This window comes from Arthrobacter sp. 01N444, assembly GCF_056399305.1.
Genome location: NZ_JBFTRB010000003.1, coordinates 1 through 17,485, shown reverse-complemented (window position 1 = coordinate 17,485; position 17,485 = coordinate 1). Strand labels below are relative to the sequence as shown.

Here is a 17,485-nt window from a genome sequence, read left to right as displayed (position 1 = left end):
ACACAGCCGCCACCGAAGGAGGTAGGATGCGCGCCAGCGACAAGGCCTACGCGGCCCTGCGCGACGACATCATCGAATGGCGCCTCCTGCCCGGAACCGTGCTCGCGGAGGTGGAACAGTCGGCGCGCCTCGGCATCTCCCGCACCCCGCTGCGGGAGGCCCTGAGCCGGCTCACGGCCGAAGGGCTGACGACGACGGCGGGCGGCCGCGGCGTCGTCGTCACCGACATTTCCCTGGACGACATCGACGAACTGTTCGAACTGCGCGAAACCCTCGAGGGCAGGGCCGCCGCCCTGGCCGCCGAGCGCGGCGACCCCGCAACCTTCGATGCGTTGCGGCGCGAACTGCTCCAGGCCCCGGAACTGATCGGCGGACAGGATCCGGCCCTGCACGACTATTACGGGCTGGTCGGACGGCTGGACGCGGCCATCGACGCCGCCATTTCCAACGCCTACCTCGTCCAGGCCATGCGCAGTCTCCGCGTCCACCTCGTGCGCGTCCGGCGCCTGGCCGCCGACGACGCCGCCCGGCTTACTGCCGCGGCCGCCGAGCACGCTGCCATCGCCGAGGCGATCGCCGCCGGCAACCCGCGCCTGGCCGAGGCCGCCACCACGCTTCACCTGCACCGCAGTCTTTCGCACGTCAAAGCCACCCATACACCTCAGCAAAGGGAGCACCATGGTTAAGGAACACCACGTCCGCGTTTACAAGAGCGAGGAAAACCTGGGCCGCGAGGACCAGCTCGCCTACAAGATCGCCAAGGTCGCCGCGGATCCCGTGGAGGTCACCGATGAGGTCACCGACATGGTGATCAACCGGATCATCGACAACGCCTCGGTGGCGGTTGCCTCGCTGAACCGCGCCCCGATCGTCGCGGCCCGGGCCCAGGCCCTCACCCACGGTCCCAGCACCGGCGGCAAGGGCGCCAAGGTCTTCGGCATCGAGGAACGCGTCTCCCCCGAATGGGCCGCCTGGGCCAACGGCGTCGCGGTCCGTGAACTCGACTACCACGACACCTTCCTGGCCGCGGACTACTCGCACCCGGGTGACAACATCCCCCCGGTCCTGGCCGTCGCCCAGCATGTCGGTGCCAGCGGCCGGGACCTGGTCCGCGGCATCGCCACCGGCTACGAGATCCAGGTCAACCTGGTCAAGGCCATCTGCCTGCACAAGCACAAGATCGACCACGTGGCCCATCTCGGCCCGTCCGCCGCCGCCGGCATCGGCACCCTGCTGGGCCTCGACGTCGAGACCATCTTCCAGTCGGTCGGCCAGGCGCTGCACACCACCACCGCCACCCGGCAGTCCCGCAAGGGCGAAATCTCCACCTGGAAGGCGCACGCCCCCGCGTTCGCAGGCAAAATGGCCGTCGAATCCGCGGACCGTGCGATGCGCGGCCAGACCTCGCCCGTACCGATCTACGAGGGCGAAGACGGCGTGATCGCCTGGATGCTGGACGGCCCGGACGCCTCCTACACCGTGCCGCTGCCTGAGGCCGGCGAGGCCAAGCGGGCCATCATGGACACGTACACCAAGGAACACTCGGCCGAATACCAGGCCCAGGCGTGGATCGACCTCGCTCGCAAGCTCAACGGCGAACACCCCGAGGTCACGGACCCGGCCAATGTCGAATCCGTGCTGATCAAGACCAGCCACCATACCCACTACGTGATCGGCTCCGGCGCCAACGACCCGCAGAAGTACGATCCCACGGCCAGCCGCGAGACGCTGGACCACTCGATCCCGTACATTTTCACTGTCGCCCTGCAGGACGGCACCTGGCACCACGTGGACTCCTACGCCCCGGAACGCGCTGGCCGCCCCGACACCGTGGAACTCTGGCACAAGGTCACCACGGTCGAGGACCCGGAATGGACCCGCCGCTACCACTCCCTGGACATCGCCGAGAAGGCCTTCGGCGGCACCGTGGAGATCACGCTCAAGGACGGCACGGTCATCACCGATGACATCGCGGTCGCCGATGCCCACCCGCTGGGCGCCCGGCCGTTCGCCCGGGAGCAGTACGTCAACAAGTTCCGCACCCTCGCCGCCGGCCTGGTGGCCGACGAGGAGATCGAGCGCTTCCTCGCCGCCGCCGCCCGGCTCCCCGAGCTCGCCGCCGGCGAGCTGGACCAGCTGAACATCCAGGCCGCCGACGGCGTGATCGACCTCGCCGGCGCCCCGAAGGGACTCTTCTAATGTTGTATTCGAAAGTCACCCCGGAGCAAAAGCGGATCCGGTTCCGCGAAATCCTCGCCTCCGGCACCATCGCCCAGTTCCCCGGCGCGTTCAACCCGCTCTCGGCGCGGCTGATCGAGGAGAAGGGCTTCGCCGGGGTGTACATTTCCGGCGCCGTCCTCGCCAATGACCTGGGCCTGCCGGACATCGGGCTGACCACCCTCACGGAGGTCGCCACCCGCGCCGGGCAGATCGCCCGGATGACGGACCTGCCGGCAATCGTCGACGCCGACACCGGCTTCGGTGAGCCCATGAACGTGGCCCGGTCGGTCCAGGAACTCGAGAACGCCGGCCTGGCCGGCTGCCACATCGAGGACCAGTTCAACCCCAAGCGCTGCGGCCACCTCGACGGGAAGAACGTCGTGGACCTGGAAACCGCCACCAAGCGGATCCGGGCCGCGGCCGATGCCCGCCGCGACCCGAACTTCCTGATCATGGCCCGGACCGACATCCGCGCCACGGACGGGCTCGGGGCCGCCCAGGAGCGCGCCAAAGCGCTCGTGGAGGCCGGTGCGGACGCGATCTTCCCGGAGGCGATGAAGGACCTGGCCGAATTCCAGGCCATCCGCGACGCCGTCAACGTCCCGATCCTGGCCAACATGACCGAATTCGGCCAGAGTGCCTTGTTCACCGTGGAGGAGCTGGCCGGCGTCGGCGTCAATATGGTCATTTATCCGGTGACGCTGCTCCGTAGTGCCATGGGCGCTGCGGAGCGTACTCTGGAATCGATTAAGGCCGACGGAACCCAGGAGGCACAGGTTGGAAGCATGCTGACCCGTGCGCGTTTGTACGATCTCGTTGATTACGAGGCTTACAACCGTTTCGATACCGGAGTCTTTAATTTCCAGATCCCCGGGAAGTAAGCCCCGCATAGAACCTCCGGCACGTGCCGGTATACAGGCGTTAGGAACAAAGGAGTTTCAGCATGGCTGAACAGGACATTAAAAAGGGCCTCGCCGGCGTCGTGGTGGACTACACCGCAGTCTCCAAGGTCAACCCGGACACGAACTCGCTGCTGTACCGTGGCTACCCCGTCCAGGAACTGGCTGCCAAGTGCAGCTTCGAGGAAGTCGCGTACCTGCTCTGGAACGGCGAGCTGCCCGACGCGGAGCAGCTGGCGGAGTTTACCGCCCGGGAACGCGCCGGGCGTGCCCTGGATCCGGTCGTCAAACAGGTGATTGACGCGCTGCCCACCACCGCGCATCCCATGGATGTCTGCCGGACTGCCACGTCGGTGTTGGGGGCCCGGCACCCCCTCGCCGAGGACGCCTCGCGCGAAGCCAACCTGGCCAAGGCCATCGATCTGTTCGCCGCGATGCCGGCCGTGGTGGCCTACGACCAGCGGCGCCGGCACGGCCAGGACGTGGTGGAACCCCGCGAGGATCTGGGCTACGACGCCAACTTCCTCTGGATGACGTTTGGTGAGGAGGCCGTCCCCGAAGTAGTCGACGCGTTCAATGTCTCCATGATTTTGTACGCCGAGCACTCCTTCAATGCCTCGACCTTCACGGCCCGGGTAATCACCTCCACGCTCTCGGACCTGCACTCAGCGGTGACCGGCGCCATCGGGGCCCTCAAGGGCTCGCTGCACGGCGGTGCCAACGAGGCCGTCATGCACACCTTTGACGAGATCGGCATCCGGCCGGAGGAGTCCCTGGAGGACGCCCACGTCCGGGCCAAGGCCTGGATGGAGGACGCCCTGGCCCACAAGAAGAAGGTCATGGGCTTCGGCCACCGCGTCTACAAGCACGGCGACTCCCGGGTGCCCACCATGAAGTCGGCGCTGGACAAGATGATCGCGCACTATGGCCGGCCGGAGCTGCTGGGCCTCTACAACGGGCTAGAGACGGCGATGGACGAGGCGAAGGGGATCAAGCCGAACCTCGACTACCCGACCGGACCCACGTACCACCTCATGGGCTTCGACACCGCCACGTTCACCCCGCTGTTCGTCGCCAGCCGCATCACAGGCTGGACGGCGCACATCATGGAGCAGCTGGATTCGAACTCCCTGATCCGTCCCTTGAGCGAGTACAACGGCGTCGAGGAACGGCACCTGGCGTAGCAGGGCTTCCTGCGGGACGCACGGGACCGGACAGCCGGCACGGGCCGGCCACCTATTCGTAGGTGGCCGGCCCGTGCTGTTTGCCCGCGGACTTCAGCGCCGCGGGATCCGGACCGACGCAACAGTCTCGTTGTCCTCGTTGAGGACCACGACGACGTCGATCGTTTCGCCTGCCAGCGCCGGAGGCAGCCAGTGCCCCGCATCCTGCCACATCCGCTCCAGCGGCAACGCCGCGGAGTCGAACCATTCGGGCGTGATTTCCGGGCTCTCGGCGGGTTCGCCGTGCCACCGCCGGGTGGTGAAGAGCCGGCACGACATGTTCCAGTCAGGCCGGGCCGGAAAGATGAACTCGACAACGCCGGCGTGGGCCAGGTCCTCTTGGAGCACTATGATCCCGGCTTCTTCCCAGACCTCGCGGACCACGGCCTCGGCGTCGCTCTCCCCCGGCTCAACGTGGCCGCCGATTCCCACGATCTTGCCGATGCCAAAGCCGGTCCTTTTCATGCCCAGCAGCACCTCGGTGCCGCTCTCCGCATCACGGAGCGGGAAGCAGAGAGTGACTGGCGTGAGCTTCATGTGCTCAACCCTATAGCTGCCGCAGGCTGCCGGCGCTATCCGGCGGCCGGGCCGTCGCCGACAAGCTGCGGCCTCAGTTCGACCGGTATCCCCTTCTGCGCGAATTCCTTGTCCATGGCCTGCTGCGGCGTGAGGCCCTGGTTGTTCGTGGCTTGGAACTCCCAGTTGTAGACGCTGGACCACTCCTGCCGGACATCGCAGAGGAACCGGCCGTTCTGCAGTTTGGCGAGCTTGAACCAGGCGTTGCCGCCGTCGAGCTGGAGTGCCCGGATCCCGTCACCGGAAATGGAGTAGGCGAGCCATCCGCCGGCGCAGCCCAGCACCGTGTAGTAGCCCTGTTCGGCGGGGGCAATCGGGATGATCGCGCGCTGCTGGTCATTGCGCTGCTGGTCAATGTTGGCCAGGGTGCATGCGACCCCGCCGGTGCTCAAAGCGGCTGGACCCGCTTTCGTGGGAGAGGCTGTGGGGGCGGCAGCGGACGGGGTTGGGGACGACGGCGATGGGCTGGCGGAGATAGTCGGGGCCGGGATGCCCGTCTGGGCCGGCCCCGGCGCTGGTTGCGGCATCAGATTGCCGCCGACAACCACCGCGCCAACGATGGCTGCAGCGGCCAGTACAGTCGCGGCCGCAGACCGCACGGCATTCCGTCGTGCCGGAGTGCGCCCTGCCAAAAGGGCGACATTCGGATCCGTGGAAAATACGATTGAGCGGGCAGAGTCGCTTCCGGGCTCTGCTCCCGGCGCTCCCACCCGAGGTTTTGCATCCCTCATGAGCTGTTCGATGCGGTCCATGGCTAGTCCTTCCGTTCGGTCATGAGATGTGAGGGGGCAGCTTTCGCGAACGCCCGGCGTGCCCGGTGCAGGCGAACCGCAGCGGCGGATGAGGAACATCCCAGCGTCTGCGCCAGTTCAGCGATGGTCAGCTCGTCCCAGTAGCTGAGCATGAGGACCTCGCGGTCCCGCTCCCTGAGCTGCACCAGCACCTCTGCCACGGCGGCTCGTTCTTCATTGTTTGACTCGGGGATTTGGCTGCGGGCATCGTCTTTCAGCCTTTCGACAAGTTCCTGGCGGCGACGGCGGCCCTTGTACTCATTGCCGACCACATTCCGGGCCGTTGCCAACAGCCAGCCAATGCCGGGCGGTTCCGACAGCTCCTTCTCCCAGGCAATTCTGAAGACGTCCGCGGCCAGTTCCTCGGCGCGGTGCCGGTCACTGATACGGCAGGCAATGTAGCGGTAGACCCGCGCGGAGTGCTGGGTGTGCAGATCAATGAACGCTTGCTCTTTGGCAGCCAACATGGTGGTTCCCCCGGACATCGATGACTTCTTCTTGCTGTGTAAGTGTCCAGTGAACGGCATTTTCTTACACAGGCCCGCAAAAAAGTTTGCCGGAACCGGCGCGGTGCGGGGACCCGGCGGACTACGCGTTAGCCCAGGGCGCGCGGGTGCGCGGCGGCGTAGATCTCCCGCAGCGTATCGGCCGTCACCTGGGTGTAGACCTGCGTGGTGGTCACCGAGGCGTGCCCCAGCAGCTCCTGCACCACCCGGACGTCGGCGCCGCCCTCCAGCAGGTGGGTGGCGAAGGAGTGCCGCAGCGTGTGTGGCGAAACGTCCTTGGTGATGTGGGCCTTGTCCGCCGCCGCCTTCAAAATGGTCCAGGCGCTTTGCCGGCTGATCCTGCCGCCGCGGGCGTTGAGGAACAGGGCGGGGGTGCCCTTGCCCTTGGCGGCCAGCAGGGGCCGGCCGCGGACGAGGTAGGCGTCAAGGGCTCGTGCCCCATAGGATCCGAGCGGGACGAGGCGTTCCTTGGACCCCTTGCCGAAGAGCCTGACGATCGCGGGCCCGTCGCCGGCATCGGACCCGCCGGAGGTATGCAGGGAAATGTCGTCAACGTCCAGGCCCACGGCTTCGCTGATGCGGGCACCGGTGGAATAGAGGAATTCGAGCAGCGCGCGGTCGCGCAGGCCCGTTGCCGTGTCCGTGCCGGCCGCCTCGAGGATCCGGGTGACCTCATCGACGCTGATGGCCTTGGGCAGCCGCTTGCCGGGCATGGGCGGGTGGACGTCGCTGGCCGGGTCGGTGGACGTGATGCCTTCGAGGGCCCAGAACTTGTGGAGTCCGCGCACCGCCACCACCGTCCGGGCCGCCGAGCGGATGCCCAGGGCGGAGCCGCCGTCGGACCCGTCGGAGAGCGCCTGAACGAATCCGGTGACGTCGTGCCGGGTGATCTCCGCGGGGCGCTCCCGGCCCGCGTGGGCCAGATGCCTGGCGTAGCGGGCCAGGTCCCGCCGGTAGGCGGAGAGGGTGTTGGCCGCGAGGCCCCGCTCCACGCCCATGTGCTGCAGGTAGTCAGTGATTGCGCGGTCGATCGCCGTCAACGCCCTGGCGGGCGGCCGCTCGGGAGCGGCTGCCTGCGCCGGGGCCGGCGGTTCGGCGATCAGCGGTTCCACTAGCGCTGGCTGGGATGGGCGGGCCAGGGCGCGTCGGCCGGGCGGAGGCTTTCGAAATTGCCCGCGCGGGCGGCGGCAGCGGCCAGGACGCCGACGACGGCGGACGGGTTGTGGAGGCGGCCGTCAAGGACCGCCTGCACGGCCTCGTCCAGCGGGGTCCAGCGCAGTTCGATTTCGGCTTCCTCGTCTGTGCGGACGTGCCGCTCATGTCCCGGCACCTCACTCAGGCCGCGGGCCATGTAGATGCGGATGGCCTCGCTGGAGGAGCCCGGGGAGTTGAAGAAGTCCGCCAGCACATTCCAGCGGTCCGCGACGAGGTCCGCTTCCTCGGCCAGTTCGCGGGCGGCCCCGACGACGAAGTCCTCCCCTTCGACGTCAAGCAGCCCGGCGGGGATCTCCCAGAGGTCCATGCCGACGGGGTGCCGGTACTGCCGGAGCAGCAGCACGTCGCCGTCGTCGTTCATCGGGAGAACCGCCACCGCGCCTGGATGGTCGATGTAGTCCCGGACCAGGGTGTCGCCGTCGTCGTTGAGCTGGAAACTGTCGCTGACGACGTCCCAGATCCTGCCCTCGTACACCTTTCGGGATGACAAAAGACGGCGCGGGCTCGGCTCATCCGAAACCTGCCGTGCAGCATTGGGGGTCTCAGACATACCGGGCATCGCGCCGTCCTTTGATTCAGTTGGAAATTACTTGGACACTGCTGCCGACGAGGGCTTGGGCGCAGGTGCCGGGGCATCGGCCTTCGCACTCGGGCTGCCGCTTGCAGCGTTCGCGGCGTCGCCGGCCCGCTGGTGGCCAAGGGCAGCCTCAATCAGGCCCGCGAACAGCGGGTGCGGACGCGTGGGCCGCGAGCTGAGCTCGGGGTGCGCCTGCGTGGCCACGTAGTACGGGTGGACGTCGCGGGGAAGTTCCACGAACTCGACCAGTTTGCCGTCGGGCGACGTTCCGGAGAACGACAGGCCCTTGGCGGCGATCTGATCGCGGTACTTGTTGTTGACCTCGTAGCGGTGCCGGTGCCGTTCGCTGACCTTCGTGGCGCCGTAGGTCTCGGCGACGACGGAGCCTTCGTCGAGCTTGGCCTCGTACAGGCCCAGGCGCATGGTGCCGCCGAGGTCGCCCTTGCCGTCAACGATGTCCAGCTGCTCTTCCATCGTGGCGATGACGGGGTACTTGGAGTCCGGCTCGAACTCGGACGAGGACGCTCCCTCGAGGCCGACCACGTTGCGGGCGTACTCGATCACCATGCACTGCAGGCCCAGGCACAGGCCCAGGACCGGAAGCTTGGTTTCGCGGGCGTACTTCAGGGCGCCGAGTTTGCCTTCCAGGCCGCGGATGCCGAAGCCGCCGGGAACGCAGATGGCGTCGACGCCGGCCAGGGACTGCACGGCGCCCTCACGGGTTTCGCATTCGTCCGAGGGGACCCAGCGGATCTTGACCTTGGTGTCGTTGGCGAAGCCGCCGGCGCGCAGGGCCTCCGTGACGGACAGGTAGGCGTCCGGCAGGTCGATGTACTTGCCCACGAGCGCGATCTCAACTTCGTGCTTCGGGTTGTGGACGGCGTCGAGCAGCTTGTCCCAGCTGGTCCAGTCCACATCCTTGAACGGCAGGTCCAGGGCGCGGACGATGTAGGAATCCAGACCCTGGGAGTGCAGGGTCTTCGGGATGTCGTAGATGCTCGGTGCGTCCGGGCAGCCGATCACGGCGTCGATGTCGACGTCGCACATGCGGCCGATCTTGTCGCGCATCGGCTGCGGGACTTCGCGGTCCGACCGGATCACGATTGCCTCGGGCTGGATGCCGATGGAGCGCAGCGCGGCAACGGAGTGCTGCGTCGGCTTGGTCTTCAGCTCCTGCGACGGGCCGATGTACGGCACGAGGGATACGTGGAGGAAGAACACATTTCCGCGGCCGATGTCCTGGCGGACCTGGCGGGCGGATTCGAGGAACGGCTGGGACTCGATGTCGCCCACCGTACCGCCGATTTCGGTGATGATGACGTCGGGGGCGTTCTTGCCCTCGGCGGGAAGCCGCATGCGCCGCTTGATCTCATCGGTGATGTGCGGGATGACCTGGACGGTATCGCCGAGGTATTCGCCGCGGCGTTCCTTCGCGATGACGGTCGAGTAGACCTGGCCGGTTGTGACGTTGGCCGATCCTTCGAGGTTTTCATCGAGGAAGCGCTCATAGTGGCCGATGTCCAGGTCCGTCTCGGCGCCGTCGTCAGTGACGAAGACTTCGCCGTGCTGGAAGGGGTTCATCGTGCCCGGATCCACATTCAAATAGGGATCGAGCTTTTGCATTGTTACAGACAGACCGCGTGCCCGCAGGAGGTGGCCGAGGCTCGAAGCCGTCAGTCCCTTACCGAGCGAGGACGCTACACCACCGGTGACGAAGATGTGTTTGGTCGTCTTGGACGAGCCCGGAAACCGGGAATTTACACGAGAGTTTGATCGCTGCACCACGGGGTTTGAGCTTATCATCAATTCGGCCTTCCACGGGTTCCTTGGCGGGATCCCGATGTGATTGTTGTCCTAGCAGCGGTCCTTGCGGGAGTCCCTGCGGACGTCCTTTCGGGCCCGCCTAGCTTTGCGGGAGGAGTTTGGCGTCGTCCAACAGCTCCTGGGCGTGGGCCTGGGCTGATTCGGAGTCCTCTTGGCCGGCCAGCATGCGGGCCAGTTCGCGGACGCGCTCGGCCTCGTCAAGCAGCTGCACGTCGCTGGAGGTGAAGCCGGTGGCGGTAGCCCCGTCAGCGCCCCGCACGGAGGTCTTGGTGACCCTGATGTGCTGGTTCGCGAAAGCGGCCACCTGCGGCAGGTGGGTCACCACGAGGACCTGGACGTGCTGGGCCAGCATCGCCAGCCGGCGCCCGATCTCGACGGCGGCACGGCCGCCGACGCCGGCGTCGACCTCGTCGAAGACAAACGTCGGGACGGGATCGACGGCAGCAAGCACCACCTCAATGGCGAGCATGACGCGGGAGAGTTCACCGCCCGAGGCGCCTTTGCCCAGCGGCCGGGCCGGCGCGCCGGAGTGCGGCTGAAGCAGGAAGGAGATCTCGTCGGCCCCGAACGGTCCCAGCTGGCCTGCGGGCTCCACATTGATGACCAGGGTGGCATCGGCCATGGCCAGCGCCGTGAGCTCAGCGCTGACCCGCGCGGAGAGGTCCTTGGCGGCCTTGGTGCGGGCCTTGCTGATCCCGGCGGCCTTCTTCCGGAGCTCGGTTTCGGCCCGGGCGACCTCGGCGTCCAGCGCTTCGATCCTGGTGGAGTCGTCCTGGAGTTCCTCGTGCCGGGCCCGGGCCTCCTCCGCCCAGACCAGCACCTCGTCGATGCTCGGCGCGTACTTGCGGACCAGCTTGGCCAGCGCGGCCCGTCGGTCCTCGATTTCGGCGAGCCGTTCCGGGCCCTCCGTGTCAAGGGCGGCCTGGTAGCTGGCGAGTTCAGCGGCGATGTCGTTGAGCAGGAAACCGACCTCGGCCAGGCGCGCCGCGGCAGAGCCCAGCTCCCCGTCGTGTTCGGCCACGTGCTCCAGGGTGCGTTTGGCAGCGTCCACGAGGGTGGTGGCGTCGGCTTCTTCACCGAAGTCCTCGGCGATGAGGGCCTGGTGGGCGGTGCTGGCCGCGATCCGCAGTTCCTCTACGTTGGCCAGTTTCACGGCCTCGGCCTTGAGGGCCTCGTCCTCCCCCGGCTGCGGGTCCACGGCGTCGATCTCGGCCAGGGCAACGTGCAGCGACTCGGCCTCGCGGAGGCGTTCACGCGCGGCACTGCGCAAGGAGTCCAGCTCGCCCTGGCTGGCATGCCAGTGCGCGTAGAGGTCCTGATAGGCGGTCAGCGCGCCCGCAAGGCTCTCGCCAGCGAATTTGTCCAGGGCGCCGCGTTGCGCCACCGGGCTCTTGAGCCGGATCTGGTCCGACTGTCCGTGCACCACCACGAGGGTTTCGCCGATTTCGGCCAGCACCCCCACCGGCGCGGCGCGTCCGCCCAGATAGGCCCGGCTGCGGCCGTCGGCTCCGACGCTGCGGGCCAGCAGCAGTTCCACACCGCCGTCGAACTCCTCCACCTCGGCCCCGGCTTCCCTGCACCGTGCGACGGCAGCGTGGCCGGCGTCGAGCTTCAGCACAGCCTCCGCCGAGGCGCTCTTCGCGCCGCTGCGGACGGCGCCGGCGTCGGACCTGGCACCGAGGAGCAGCCCGACGGCGGTCACCACCATGGTCTTGCCGGCACCGGTTTCACCGGTTACCACGCTGAGGCCCGGGCCCAGCGGCAGGGTGGCGTCGGTGATGACGCCGAGGTCGCGGATACGCAGTTCTTCAAGCATGGTTCACTTCTCGGTTGAGGGATCGGGCGCGTCACCGGGTTCGGCGTGGCGCGGCGAGGGAAGCGGCGGCATGGGACGGGGCGTGCGGATGATCGGGAGGGGGCCGGTGTGGATGGCCCGGGTTTGGGGCACGGGCCCGCGCCAGCCCTGGATGGGGAGCTGGAATTTGCGCACGAGCCTGCCGGAGAAGGGGGTCTGGTGCGTCCTGGCCAGACGCACGGGCGTTGCGGAGCGGGTCACTTCGACGCGCGCGCCGGGCGGCAGGTCCACCGAGCGGCGGCCGTCGCACCAGAGGACGCCCTGGGCGTCGGTGCGGTTCAGGATCTCGACGGCGAGCCGGGACCGCGGCGAAACCACGAGCGGCTTCGCGAAGAGGGCATGGGCGCTGATCGGCACGATCAGGAGGGCCTCGACCTCGGGCCACACCACGGGACCGCCGGCGGAAAACGCGTAGGCCGTGGAGCCTGTGGGCGTGGCCAGGACGACGCCGTCGCAGCCGAATGAGGTCAGGGGGCGTTCGTCGACTTCGGTGACCACCTCCAGCATCCGTTCCCGGTTGCCTTTTTCGATCGCGGCCTCATTCAGGGCCCAGGTGTGCCAGATCTTCTGGCCGCGGACCCAGACCTGGACGTCGATCGTCATGCGCTCTTCCACCGTGTAGTCACGGCTGGCGATCCACTCGACGGTCTGGGCGAGGTCGGCCCGTTCGCTCTCGGCCAGGAACCCCACGTGGCCAAGGTTCACCCCAAGCAGCGGCACATCGACTTCGCGGACCAGTTCGGCAGCCCGGAGGATGGTGCCGTCTCCGCCGAGGACCATGACAAGTTCCACGTCGGGCAGCTTCACGTGGTCGTGAAGGACCTCGACCGGGTGGTCGAGCCGGCCGAAGAAGCGGACCATGTCCCCGAGCTCGTTCTCCTGCAGCACGGGGACCAGCCCGGATTCGTGCAGCAGCGCACACGCTTCCCAGGCAGCCTTGAGGGACTCCTCGCGCCCTGTGTGGGCCAGGATCAGGACACGCCTGCTCATCAGGTTCCGCCTTCTGGTGGTACTAGTGGTTCGGCCAGATTGTTCCGAGCAACGCAGCAACAGCTGCGTCCCGCTCCTCGATCTTAGGCGGGACTTCCGACATCGCGCGTTTTATCCACAGGAAGTATTCGACATTGCCGTCCTGGCCCGGCAGCGGGCTCTGGGCGAGGCCTGACAAGACCAGGCCCGCGTCCACGGCGGCGGCAGCCACCTTGCCCACGGCGAGCCGGCGTTCGCGTTCCGAGGTGACCACGCCGGTCCGGCCCAGCCGGTCCTTGCCGATCTCGAACTGTGGCTTGACCATGAGGACGAGGTCGCCGCCGGGCAGGGTGCAGGCCGCGAGTGGCGCCACCACAAGCGTCAGCGAGATGAAGGACAGGTCAGCCACCGTCAGGGCGGCCGGTCCGCCTATTTCCGCGGCCGCCATGTAGCGGACGTTGAGGCCTTCGTGCACGGAAACCCTGGAGTCATTCCGGATTTCCGGCACCAGCTGGCCGTGCCCCACGTCGACGGCCACCACGTGGGCCGCACCGCGCCGAAGCAGCACATCGGTGAACCCGCCGGTGGAGGCGCCGGCGTCGAGGCACCGTTTGCCTGCGACGTCGACGGCGGGAAAGGCATCCAGCGCGCCGGCCAGCTTGTGCCCGGCGCGGCTGACGTAGCCGTCCTCGGCCGAGGCCGTAACGTCCAGCGCGGCGTCGTCCGGGACCTGCAGGGACGCCTTGGCGAGGACCTCGCCCCCGGAGCTCACCTTGCCCTCGGCAATGAGCCGGGCGGCATGGGTCCGGGACCTGGCGAGCCCCCGGCTGACGAGTGCCTGGTCAAGCCGGCTCACGATCCCCCGTTCCCCGCGGCATGGATACGGCGCGCCACGCCGGCGTGGCCGGCGACGTCTTCGTTCAGGGCCTCCAGCAGGGCATCATGCATGCCCGCATAGACTTCGCCGTGCCCGGACACAGGCATTTGCCGCACGGCCCCGAGGCGGTCCAGGACAGCGTTGACGGCCGGATCCAGGACTGCTGCCGCGTGTTCTGGTGCGGCGTGCCCGGACAGCTCCGCCGGGAGCTGCTGCGACGGCAGCTCGGGCCAAGCGACATCGGCCGCAGGGGTCGGCGCCTCAGCCGGCTGTTCGTCTGGGGCCTGGTCCAGTCCCTGGTGTAGCTCGCTCATGTGTCCAGCCTAGTGATCGGACCACTCGAGGACCGGAGCCAGCGCGCTGGTCGTCTCGGGGTTTGCGGCCCACCAGGCCGAACAGGCGGCACGCCACGAATCGAGGTCGGCGGGGTCGCCGCTGATGTGGACCGACTGCCCCCGCACGACCGCCGAGGCCGTGCCGCTGCGGAACCGCCCGGCGTCGTGCTCTACGGCAGGGTATGGCGCGTACAGGCCGGTCAGATCATTGATGAGGAAATCGGGGCGTTCCACAGATCGTGCCGCGAGGATCGATTCCCTCGTGTCCACTCCGGTCAGCACGGCGACGGTGGCGAAACCGGCGTTGTTGCCGCCCAGGATGTCGGTGTCCAGGCGGTCGCCGACGACCAACGGCCGGTCCGCCGCCAGCCGCTTGGCGGCAGTGTGGAACAGTGGGGCTTCGGGTTTGCCGGCCACGATCGGACTCTTGCCAGTCGCGGCTGCCACTGCGGCCACGAGCGTCCCGTTACCGGGGGCAATTCCACGCGCCTGGGGAATGGACCAGTCCGTGTTGGTGGCCACCCACAGGGCGCCGCCGGCGACGACGTACGATGCCTCGGCGAGGTCCTTCCAGCCAAGTTCCGGACTAAAGCCCTGAACGACGGCGACGGGGGCATCCTCCGCGCCGCGGACGGGAACCAGGCCAACCAGTTCAATTTCCCGGGCAAGTGCGGCACTGCCCGTGATCAGCACGTGTGCCCCGGCCGGCAGCATCGACGCCAGCAGCGCTGCCGCTGCCTGCGAGGAACTCACCACCTGGTGGTCCTCGGCGGGGGCGCCGAGATCGCGCAGGTGTTGGGCCACCTGTGCCGGGGAACGGGATGCGTTGTTGGTGACGTAGCCCAGCCCGACGCCCACCCCGGCCAGCCGGCGCAGCGACTCGACGGCCCCGGGAATGGCGTTGGGGCCGGCATAGACAACGCCGTCAAGATCGGAGAGCAGGGCATCAAAGGTGGCGATCAGGGCGGTTCCCGTCATGCGATTAGTCCTCCACACTTTCGTGCTGCGCCGGCTCTGAGTCATCGGAGAGTTCCTGGTCCGCGTCATCGTTCAGTTCCAGGTCGGCCTCGTCGATCGCTTCGCCGTCGGCTTCGTCATCGGCTTCGTCATCAGCTTCGTCGAGCACGTCGGATTCCACTGAATCCACGTCGGACTCGGCGTCGTCAGACTCGAAGTAGTCGGCTTCTGCGTCGTCGGCTCCGTCGTCGCTGGCGAGCTCATCGCCCGCGTTCAAGCCGGCCACTCCGGCTGCGGCGCCGGTGGCTTCTGCCGCGGCAGCGGCACCTGCGGCACGCGGTGCGCGCTCTTCGGTTCCGGCGTGCGTGTCGGCATGCTCCTGCGCCCGGAGGCGGCGCTGCCGTTCCTCCTCGCGGGCTTCTTCTTCCTCGTCCCAGCCGAGATCGATGATGTCGGGTTCCTCGTCAGCCCCGAGGCCCAGCGCGTTTTCGGCCACGGTGGCCTGGCGTTGCCATTTGGCGGCTTCGGCAGCGCGGCCGGCTGCCGTCAGCGCGTCAGCATAGGCACGGAACAGCCGGGGGCTGTAGGAAAAGGCGCGGTTGATGTCCAGCTGCGGGATTTCCAGTTCGGAAACCGCGGCGTCGAGCTGCCCGAGGTCGGTGCGGGCCCCGGCTGCAACGATGGCCAGTTCCACCTTGCCGGGGGCGTCGAGATCCTTGGCTTCGTCGGACCGGGCCATGTCCAGGGCACGGTCCGGGCGGCCAAGGCCGCGTTCGCAGTCGGCCATGACCGGCAGGTGCATGTTGGAGCCACTGATCCGGCGGTAGGTCCGGAATTCCCGGAGGGCTTCACCATAGTGGCCGGCTGCGTAGGCCGTCAGGCCGACAGCTTCGCGGACGGACGCGAGGCGTCCGCCACGGCGGCTGGCCGCCAGGGCATGCTGGAAGGCAAGCTCGGGTTCTTCGTCCAGGAGCCGCCCGGCCATGACGAGGTGGCGGGCCACCCATTCGGCGCTGGTGCCTTCGAGGGTCTTGATCTGGTGCTGCGTGGCGCGGTCAAGCTCCTTGCCCGTGATGTCCTCGTCGATCTGGGGTGAACGCTCCCGGTCCGGGCGGTTGGCGCTGCGGAGGTCGCGGGCATTGGGCACGCGAACCGGACGGTCCTCGGGGCGGTCGCGTCCGTACTGGCGCGGGCCTGAGTCGCCACGGTCGAAGCCCCGTGCGGGACGATCCTCGCGGGTGCCGAAGGGCTTGCGGTTCTCGCCGCTGCCGTACGGCTTGCGGTCACGGTCGCCACCGCCGCCGAAGCTGCGCTGGCCGCCGCCGTCACGCGGGGCACGGTCACCGTACGGCTTACGGTCCCGATCGCCACCACCGCCGTACGGCTTGCGATCACCATAGGACGGGCGGCTGTCGCCACCAAAGCTGCGCTGGCCGCCGCCGTCACGCGGGGCACGGTCACCGTACGGCTTACGGTCCCGATCGCCACCACCGCTGTACGGCTTACGGTCACCGCCGCCGCTATACGGCTTACGGTCACCATAGGACGGGCGGCTGTCGCCACCAAAGCTGCGCTGTCCCCCACCTTCACGGGGAGCACGATCACCGTACGGCTTACGGTCACGATCGCCACCACCGCTGTACGGCTTACGGTCACCATAGGACGGGCGGCTGTCGCCACCAAAGCTGCGCTGTCCCCCACCTTCACGCGGAGCACGATCACCATAAGGCTTACGGTCGCCGCCGCCGAAGCTGCGCTGTTCCCCGCCCTCACGCGGAGCACGATCACCATAAGGCTTACGCTCACCACCGCCGCTGTACGGCTTGCGGTCACCATAGGACGGGCGGCTGTCGCCACCAAAGCTGCGCTGACCCCCGCCCTCACGCGGAGCACGATCACCATAAGGCTTACGCTCACCGCCGCCGCTGTACGGCTTACGCTCGCTGTTTCCGAAGCCGCGCTGATCCCCGCCCTCACGAGGAGCACGATCACCATACGGCTTGCGGTCACGGTCTTCCCTGGAACGGAATCCGCGGGGATCGCCGCCAGAGTTGCTGGTGCCGCGGAAAGGGGCTCCACCGGAACTGCGTCCGCCCGAGTTGCCGTGGGCCTTGCCGCCGCGGTTGCCATCATTGTGCTCAGCCATGCTGGAATCCTCCTGTTGTGAGCTGACCACTGGCGCAATCGCAGCCGCTCTGTTCCGTGTTTCGTTTCCTACGCAACCCGAAATCAAGCGCTTCGAAGTCCGTACATCTCCCCCAATTCTAGGCGAGCAACCCGCCACCGGCTAACGGCACCAGGTCGACGGGGGCCCGCGGTGGGAAGTCTCACAACCTCCTGTGGCACTTCTGTCGACGGCCGCCGGCTGGCGCGCAGTTGGGTGGTCGACGGCGGCTGTGACGCTCCCCCACCTTGGGCGGGAAGTCCGGTGACGCTCCCTCACGTTTGGCGGGGTGTGGCGGGATGCTCCCGCAGGTGTTGCCGGGGGCCCGGCCCTGCCTGAGAGGGGGGTTTAAATGCGGGAGGACCCCCACCTGGTGGTGGGGGTCCTCGACCGTTAATGGTGTTCCGGCGGTGACCTACTCTCCCACACCCTCCCGGGTGCAGTACCATCGGCGCTGTGGGTCTTAGCTTCCGGGTTCGGGATGGGACCGGGCGTTT

At 68.0% G+C, this 17,485-nt stretch carries 16 protein-coding genes and 1 rRNA gene; 4 read left to right on the top strand and 13 right to left on the bottom strand.

Annotated features, from left to right (window positions below; translation table 11 throughout):
• Positions 1-26: 26 nt before the first annotated feature.
• The 4 genes from AC1DKN_RS04490 to AC1DKN_RS04475 all read left to right on the top strand — a co-directional run bounded on the left by AC1DKN_RS04490 (position 27) and on the right by AC1DKN_RS04475 (position 4,303).
• Complete coding sequence (locus AC1DKN_RS04490; RefSeq protein ID WP_028277407.1) at positions 27-686, top strand: GntR family transcriptional regulator; 660 nt, start codon at positions 27-29, stop codon at positions 684-686.
• Complete coding sequence (locus AC1DKN_RS04485; RefSeq protein ID WP_476870547.1) at positions 679-2,199, top strand: MmgE/PrpD family protein; 1,521 nt, start codon at positions 679-681, stop codon at positions 2,197-2,199. The genes AC1DKN_RS04490 and AC1DKN_RS04485 overlap by 8 nt, the downstream gene beginning before the upstream one ends.
• Positions 2,199-3,101, top strand: coding sequence for a methylisocitrate lyase (gene prpB / locus AC1DKN_RS04480; protein WP_476870546.1), 903 nt, complete (start codon positions 2,199-2,201; stop codon positions 3,099-3,101). The genes AC1DKN_RS04485 and prpB overlap by 1 nt, the downstream gene beginning before the upstream one ends.
• A 62-nt stretch (positions 3,102-3,163) precedes the next feature.
• Positions 3,164-4,303 carry a bifunctional 2-methylcitrate synthase/citrate synthase gene (locus AC1DKN_RS04475; protein WP_028277410.1) on the top strand — a complete coding sequence of 380 codons (1,140 nt, stop codon included), beginning with the start codon at positions 3,164-3,166 and terminating at the stop codon, positions 4,301-4,303.
• 93 nt (positions 4,304-4,396) lie between these two features.
• Here AC1DKN_RS04475 and AC1DKN_RS04470 read toward each other — a convergent pair whose 3' ends face one another.
• The 13 genes from AC1DKN_RS04470 to rrf form a co-directional block, all read right to left on the bottom strand.
• On the bottom strand, positions 4,397-4,879 hold the full coding sequence (locus tag AC1DKN_RS04470) for an 8-oxo-dGTP diphosphatase (protein ID WP_028277411.1): 483 nt from the start codon (positions 4,877-4,879) through the stop codon (positions 4,397-4,399).
• A gap of 35 nt (positions 4,880-4,914) precedes the next feature.
• Positions 4,915-5,310, bottom strand: a complete 396-nt coding sequence (locus tag AC1DKN_RS04465; RefSeq protein ID WP_476870545.1) for a hypothetical protein — start codon at positions 5,308-5,310, stop codon at positions 4,915-4,917.
• 362 nt (positions 5,311-5,672) lie between these two features.
• A complete protein-coding gene (locus AC1DKN_RS04460; RefSeq protein WP_476857874.1) occupies positions 5,673-6,194 on the bottom strand; it encodes an RNA polymerase sigma factor in 522 nt (173 codons plus the stop codon).
• A 110-nt stretch (positions 6,195-6,304) separates the two neighbouring features.
• On the bottom strand, positions 6,305-7,315 hold the full coding sequence (xerD, locus tag AC1DKN_RS04455; protein ID WP_476870765.1) for a site-specific tyrosine recombinase XerD: 1,011 nt from the start codon (positions 7,313-7,315) through the stop codon (positions 6,305-6,307).
• 11 nt (positions 7,316-7,326) lie between these two features.
• Positions 7,327-7,989 (bottom strand): NUDIX domain-containing protein, encoded by a 663-nt coding sequence (locus tag AC1DKN_RS04450; RefSeq protein WP_476857873.1) that lies wholly within the window; start codon positions 7,987-7,989, stop codon positions 7,327-7,329.
• 27 nt (positions 7,990-8,016) lie between these two features.
• Entirely contained in the window at positions 8,017-9,810 is a 1,794-nt protein-coding gene (locus AC1DKN_RS04445; RefSeq protein WP_476870544.1) for a CTP synthase, read from the bottom strand.
• A 100-nt stretch (positions 9,811-9,910) separates the two neighbouring features.
• Positions 9,911-11,647: a DNA repair protein RecN gene (recN, locus tag AC1DKN_RS04440; RefSeq protein WP_476859880.1), complete on the bottom strand. Its 1,737-nt coding sequence runs from the start codon at positions 11,645-11,647 to the stop codon at positions 9,911-9,913.
• Positions 11,648-11,650: 3 nt separating this feature from the next.
• Positions 11,651-12,676, bottom strand: coding sequence for an NAD kinase (locus tag AC1DKN_RS04435; protein ID WP_476870543.1), 1,026 nt, complete (start codon positions 12,674-12,676; stop codon positions 11,651-11,653).
• Between the two features lie 22 nt (positions 12,677-12,698).
• The gene (locus tag AC1DKN_RS04430) at positions 12,699-13,511 is read right to left on the bottom strand and encodes a TlyA family RNA methyltransferase (protein WP_476870542.1); all 813 of its coding nucleotides are present in this window, start codon (positions 13,509-13,511) and stop codon (positions 12,699-12,701) included.
• Positions 13,508-13,846, bottom strand: a complete 339-nt coding sequence (locus AC1DKN_RS04425; RefSeq protein WP_230010829.1) for a hypothetical protein — start codon at positions 13,844-13,846, stop codon at positions 13,508-13,510. Before AC1DKN_RS04425 ends, AC1DKN_RS04430 begins: the two co-directional genes overlap by 4 nt.
• 9 nt (positions 13,847-13,855) lie before the next feature.
• The gene (locus tag AC1DKN_RS04420) at positions 13,856-14,845 is read right to left on the bottom strand and encodes an HAD-IIA family hydrolase (protein ID WP_476850374.1); all 990 of its coding nucleotides are present in this window, start codon (positions 14,843-14,845) and stop codon (positions 13,856-13,858) included.
• A gap of 4 nt (positions 14,846-14,849) precedes the next feature.
• Positions 14,850-16,970, bottom strand: a complete 2,121-nt coding sequence (locus AC1DKN_RS04415; RefSeq protein WP_476870541.1) for a hypothetical protein — start codon at positions 16,968-16,970, stop codon at positions 14,850-14,852.
• Between the two features lie 420 nt (positions 16,971-17,390).
• Positions 17,391-17,485: ribosomal RNA gene (gene rrf / locus AC1DKN_RS04410) — 5S ribosomal RNA — on the bottom strand; the annotation flags it as partial.

Coding starts and splice junctions, on each gene's coding strand:
- AC1DKN_RS04490 (WP_028277407.1), top strand. CDS start 27: ATGCGCGCCAGCGACAAGGCCTACGCGGCCCTGCGCGACGACATCATC.
- AC1DKN_RS04485 (WP_476870547.1), top strand. CDS start 679: ATGGTTAAGGAACACCACGTCCGCGTTTACAAGAGCGAGGAAAACCTG.
- prpB (WP_476870546.1), top strand. CDS start 2,199: ATGTTGTATTCGAAAGTCACCCCGGAGCAAAAGCGGATCCGGTTCCGC.
- AC1DKN_RS04475 (WP_028277410.1), top strand. CDS start 3,164: ATGGCTGAACAGGACATTAAAAAGGGCCTCGCCGGCGTCGTGGTGGAC.
- AC1DKN_RS04470 (WP_028277411.1), bottom strand. CDS start 4,879: ATGAAGCTCACGCCAGTCACTCTCTGCTTCCCGCTCCGTGATGCGGAG.
- AC1DKN_RS04460 (WP_476857874.1), bottom strand. CDS start 6,194: ATGTCCGGGGGAACCACCATGTTGGCTGCCAAAGAGCAAGCGTTCATT.
- AC1DKN_RS04450 (WP_476857873.1), bottom strand. CDS start 7,989: ATGCCCGGTATGTCTGAGACCCCCAATGCTGCACGGCAGGTTTCGGAT.
- AC1DKN_RS04445 (WP_476870544.1), bottom strand. CDS start 9,810: ATGATAAGCTCAAACCCCGTGGTGCAGCGATCAAACTCTCGTGTAAAT.
- recN (WP_476859880.1), bottom strand. CDS start 11,647: ATGCTTGAAGAACTGCGTATCCGCGACCTCGGCGTCATCACCGACGCC.
- AC1DKN_RS04435 (WP_476870543.1), bottom strand. CDS start 12,676: ATGAGCAGGCGTGTCCTGATCCTGGCCCACACAGGGCGCGAGGAGTCC.
- AC1DKN_RS04425 (WP_230010829.1), bottom strand. CDS start 13,846: ATGAGCGAGCTACACCAGGGACTGGACCAGGCCCCAGACGAACAGCCG.
- AC1DKN_RS04420 (WP_476850374.1), bottom strand. CDS start 14,845: ATGACGGGAACCGCCCTGATCGCCACCTTTGATGCCCTGCTCTCCGAT.
- AC1DKN_RS04415 (WP_476870541.1), bottom strand. CDS start 16,970: ATGGCTGAGCACAATGATGGCAACCGCGGCGGCAAGGCCCACGGCAAC.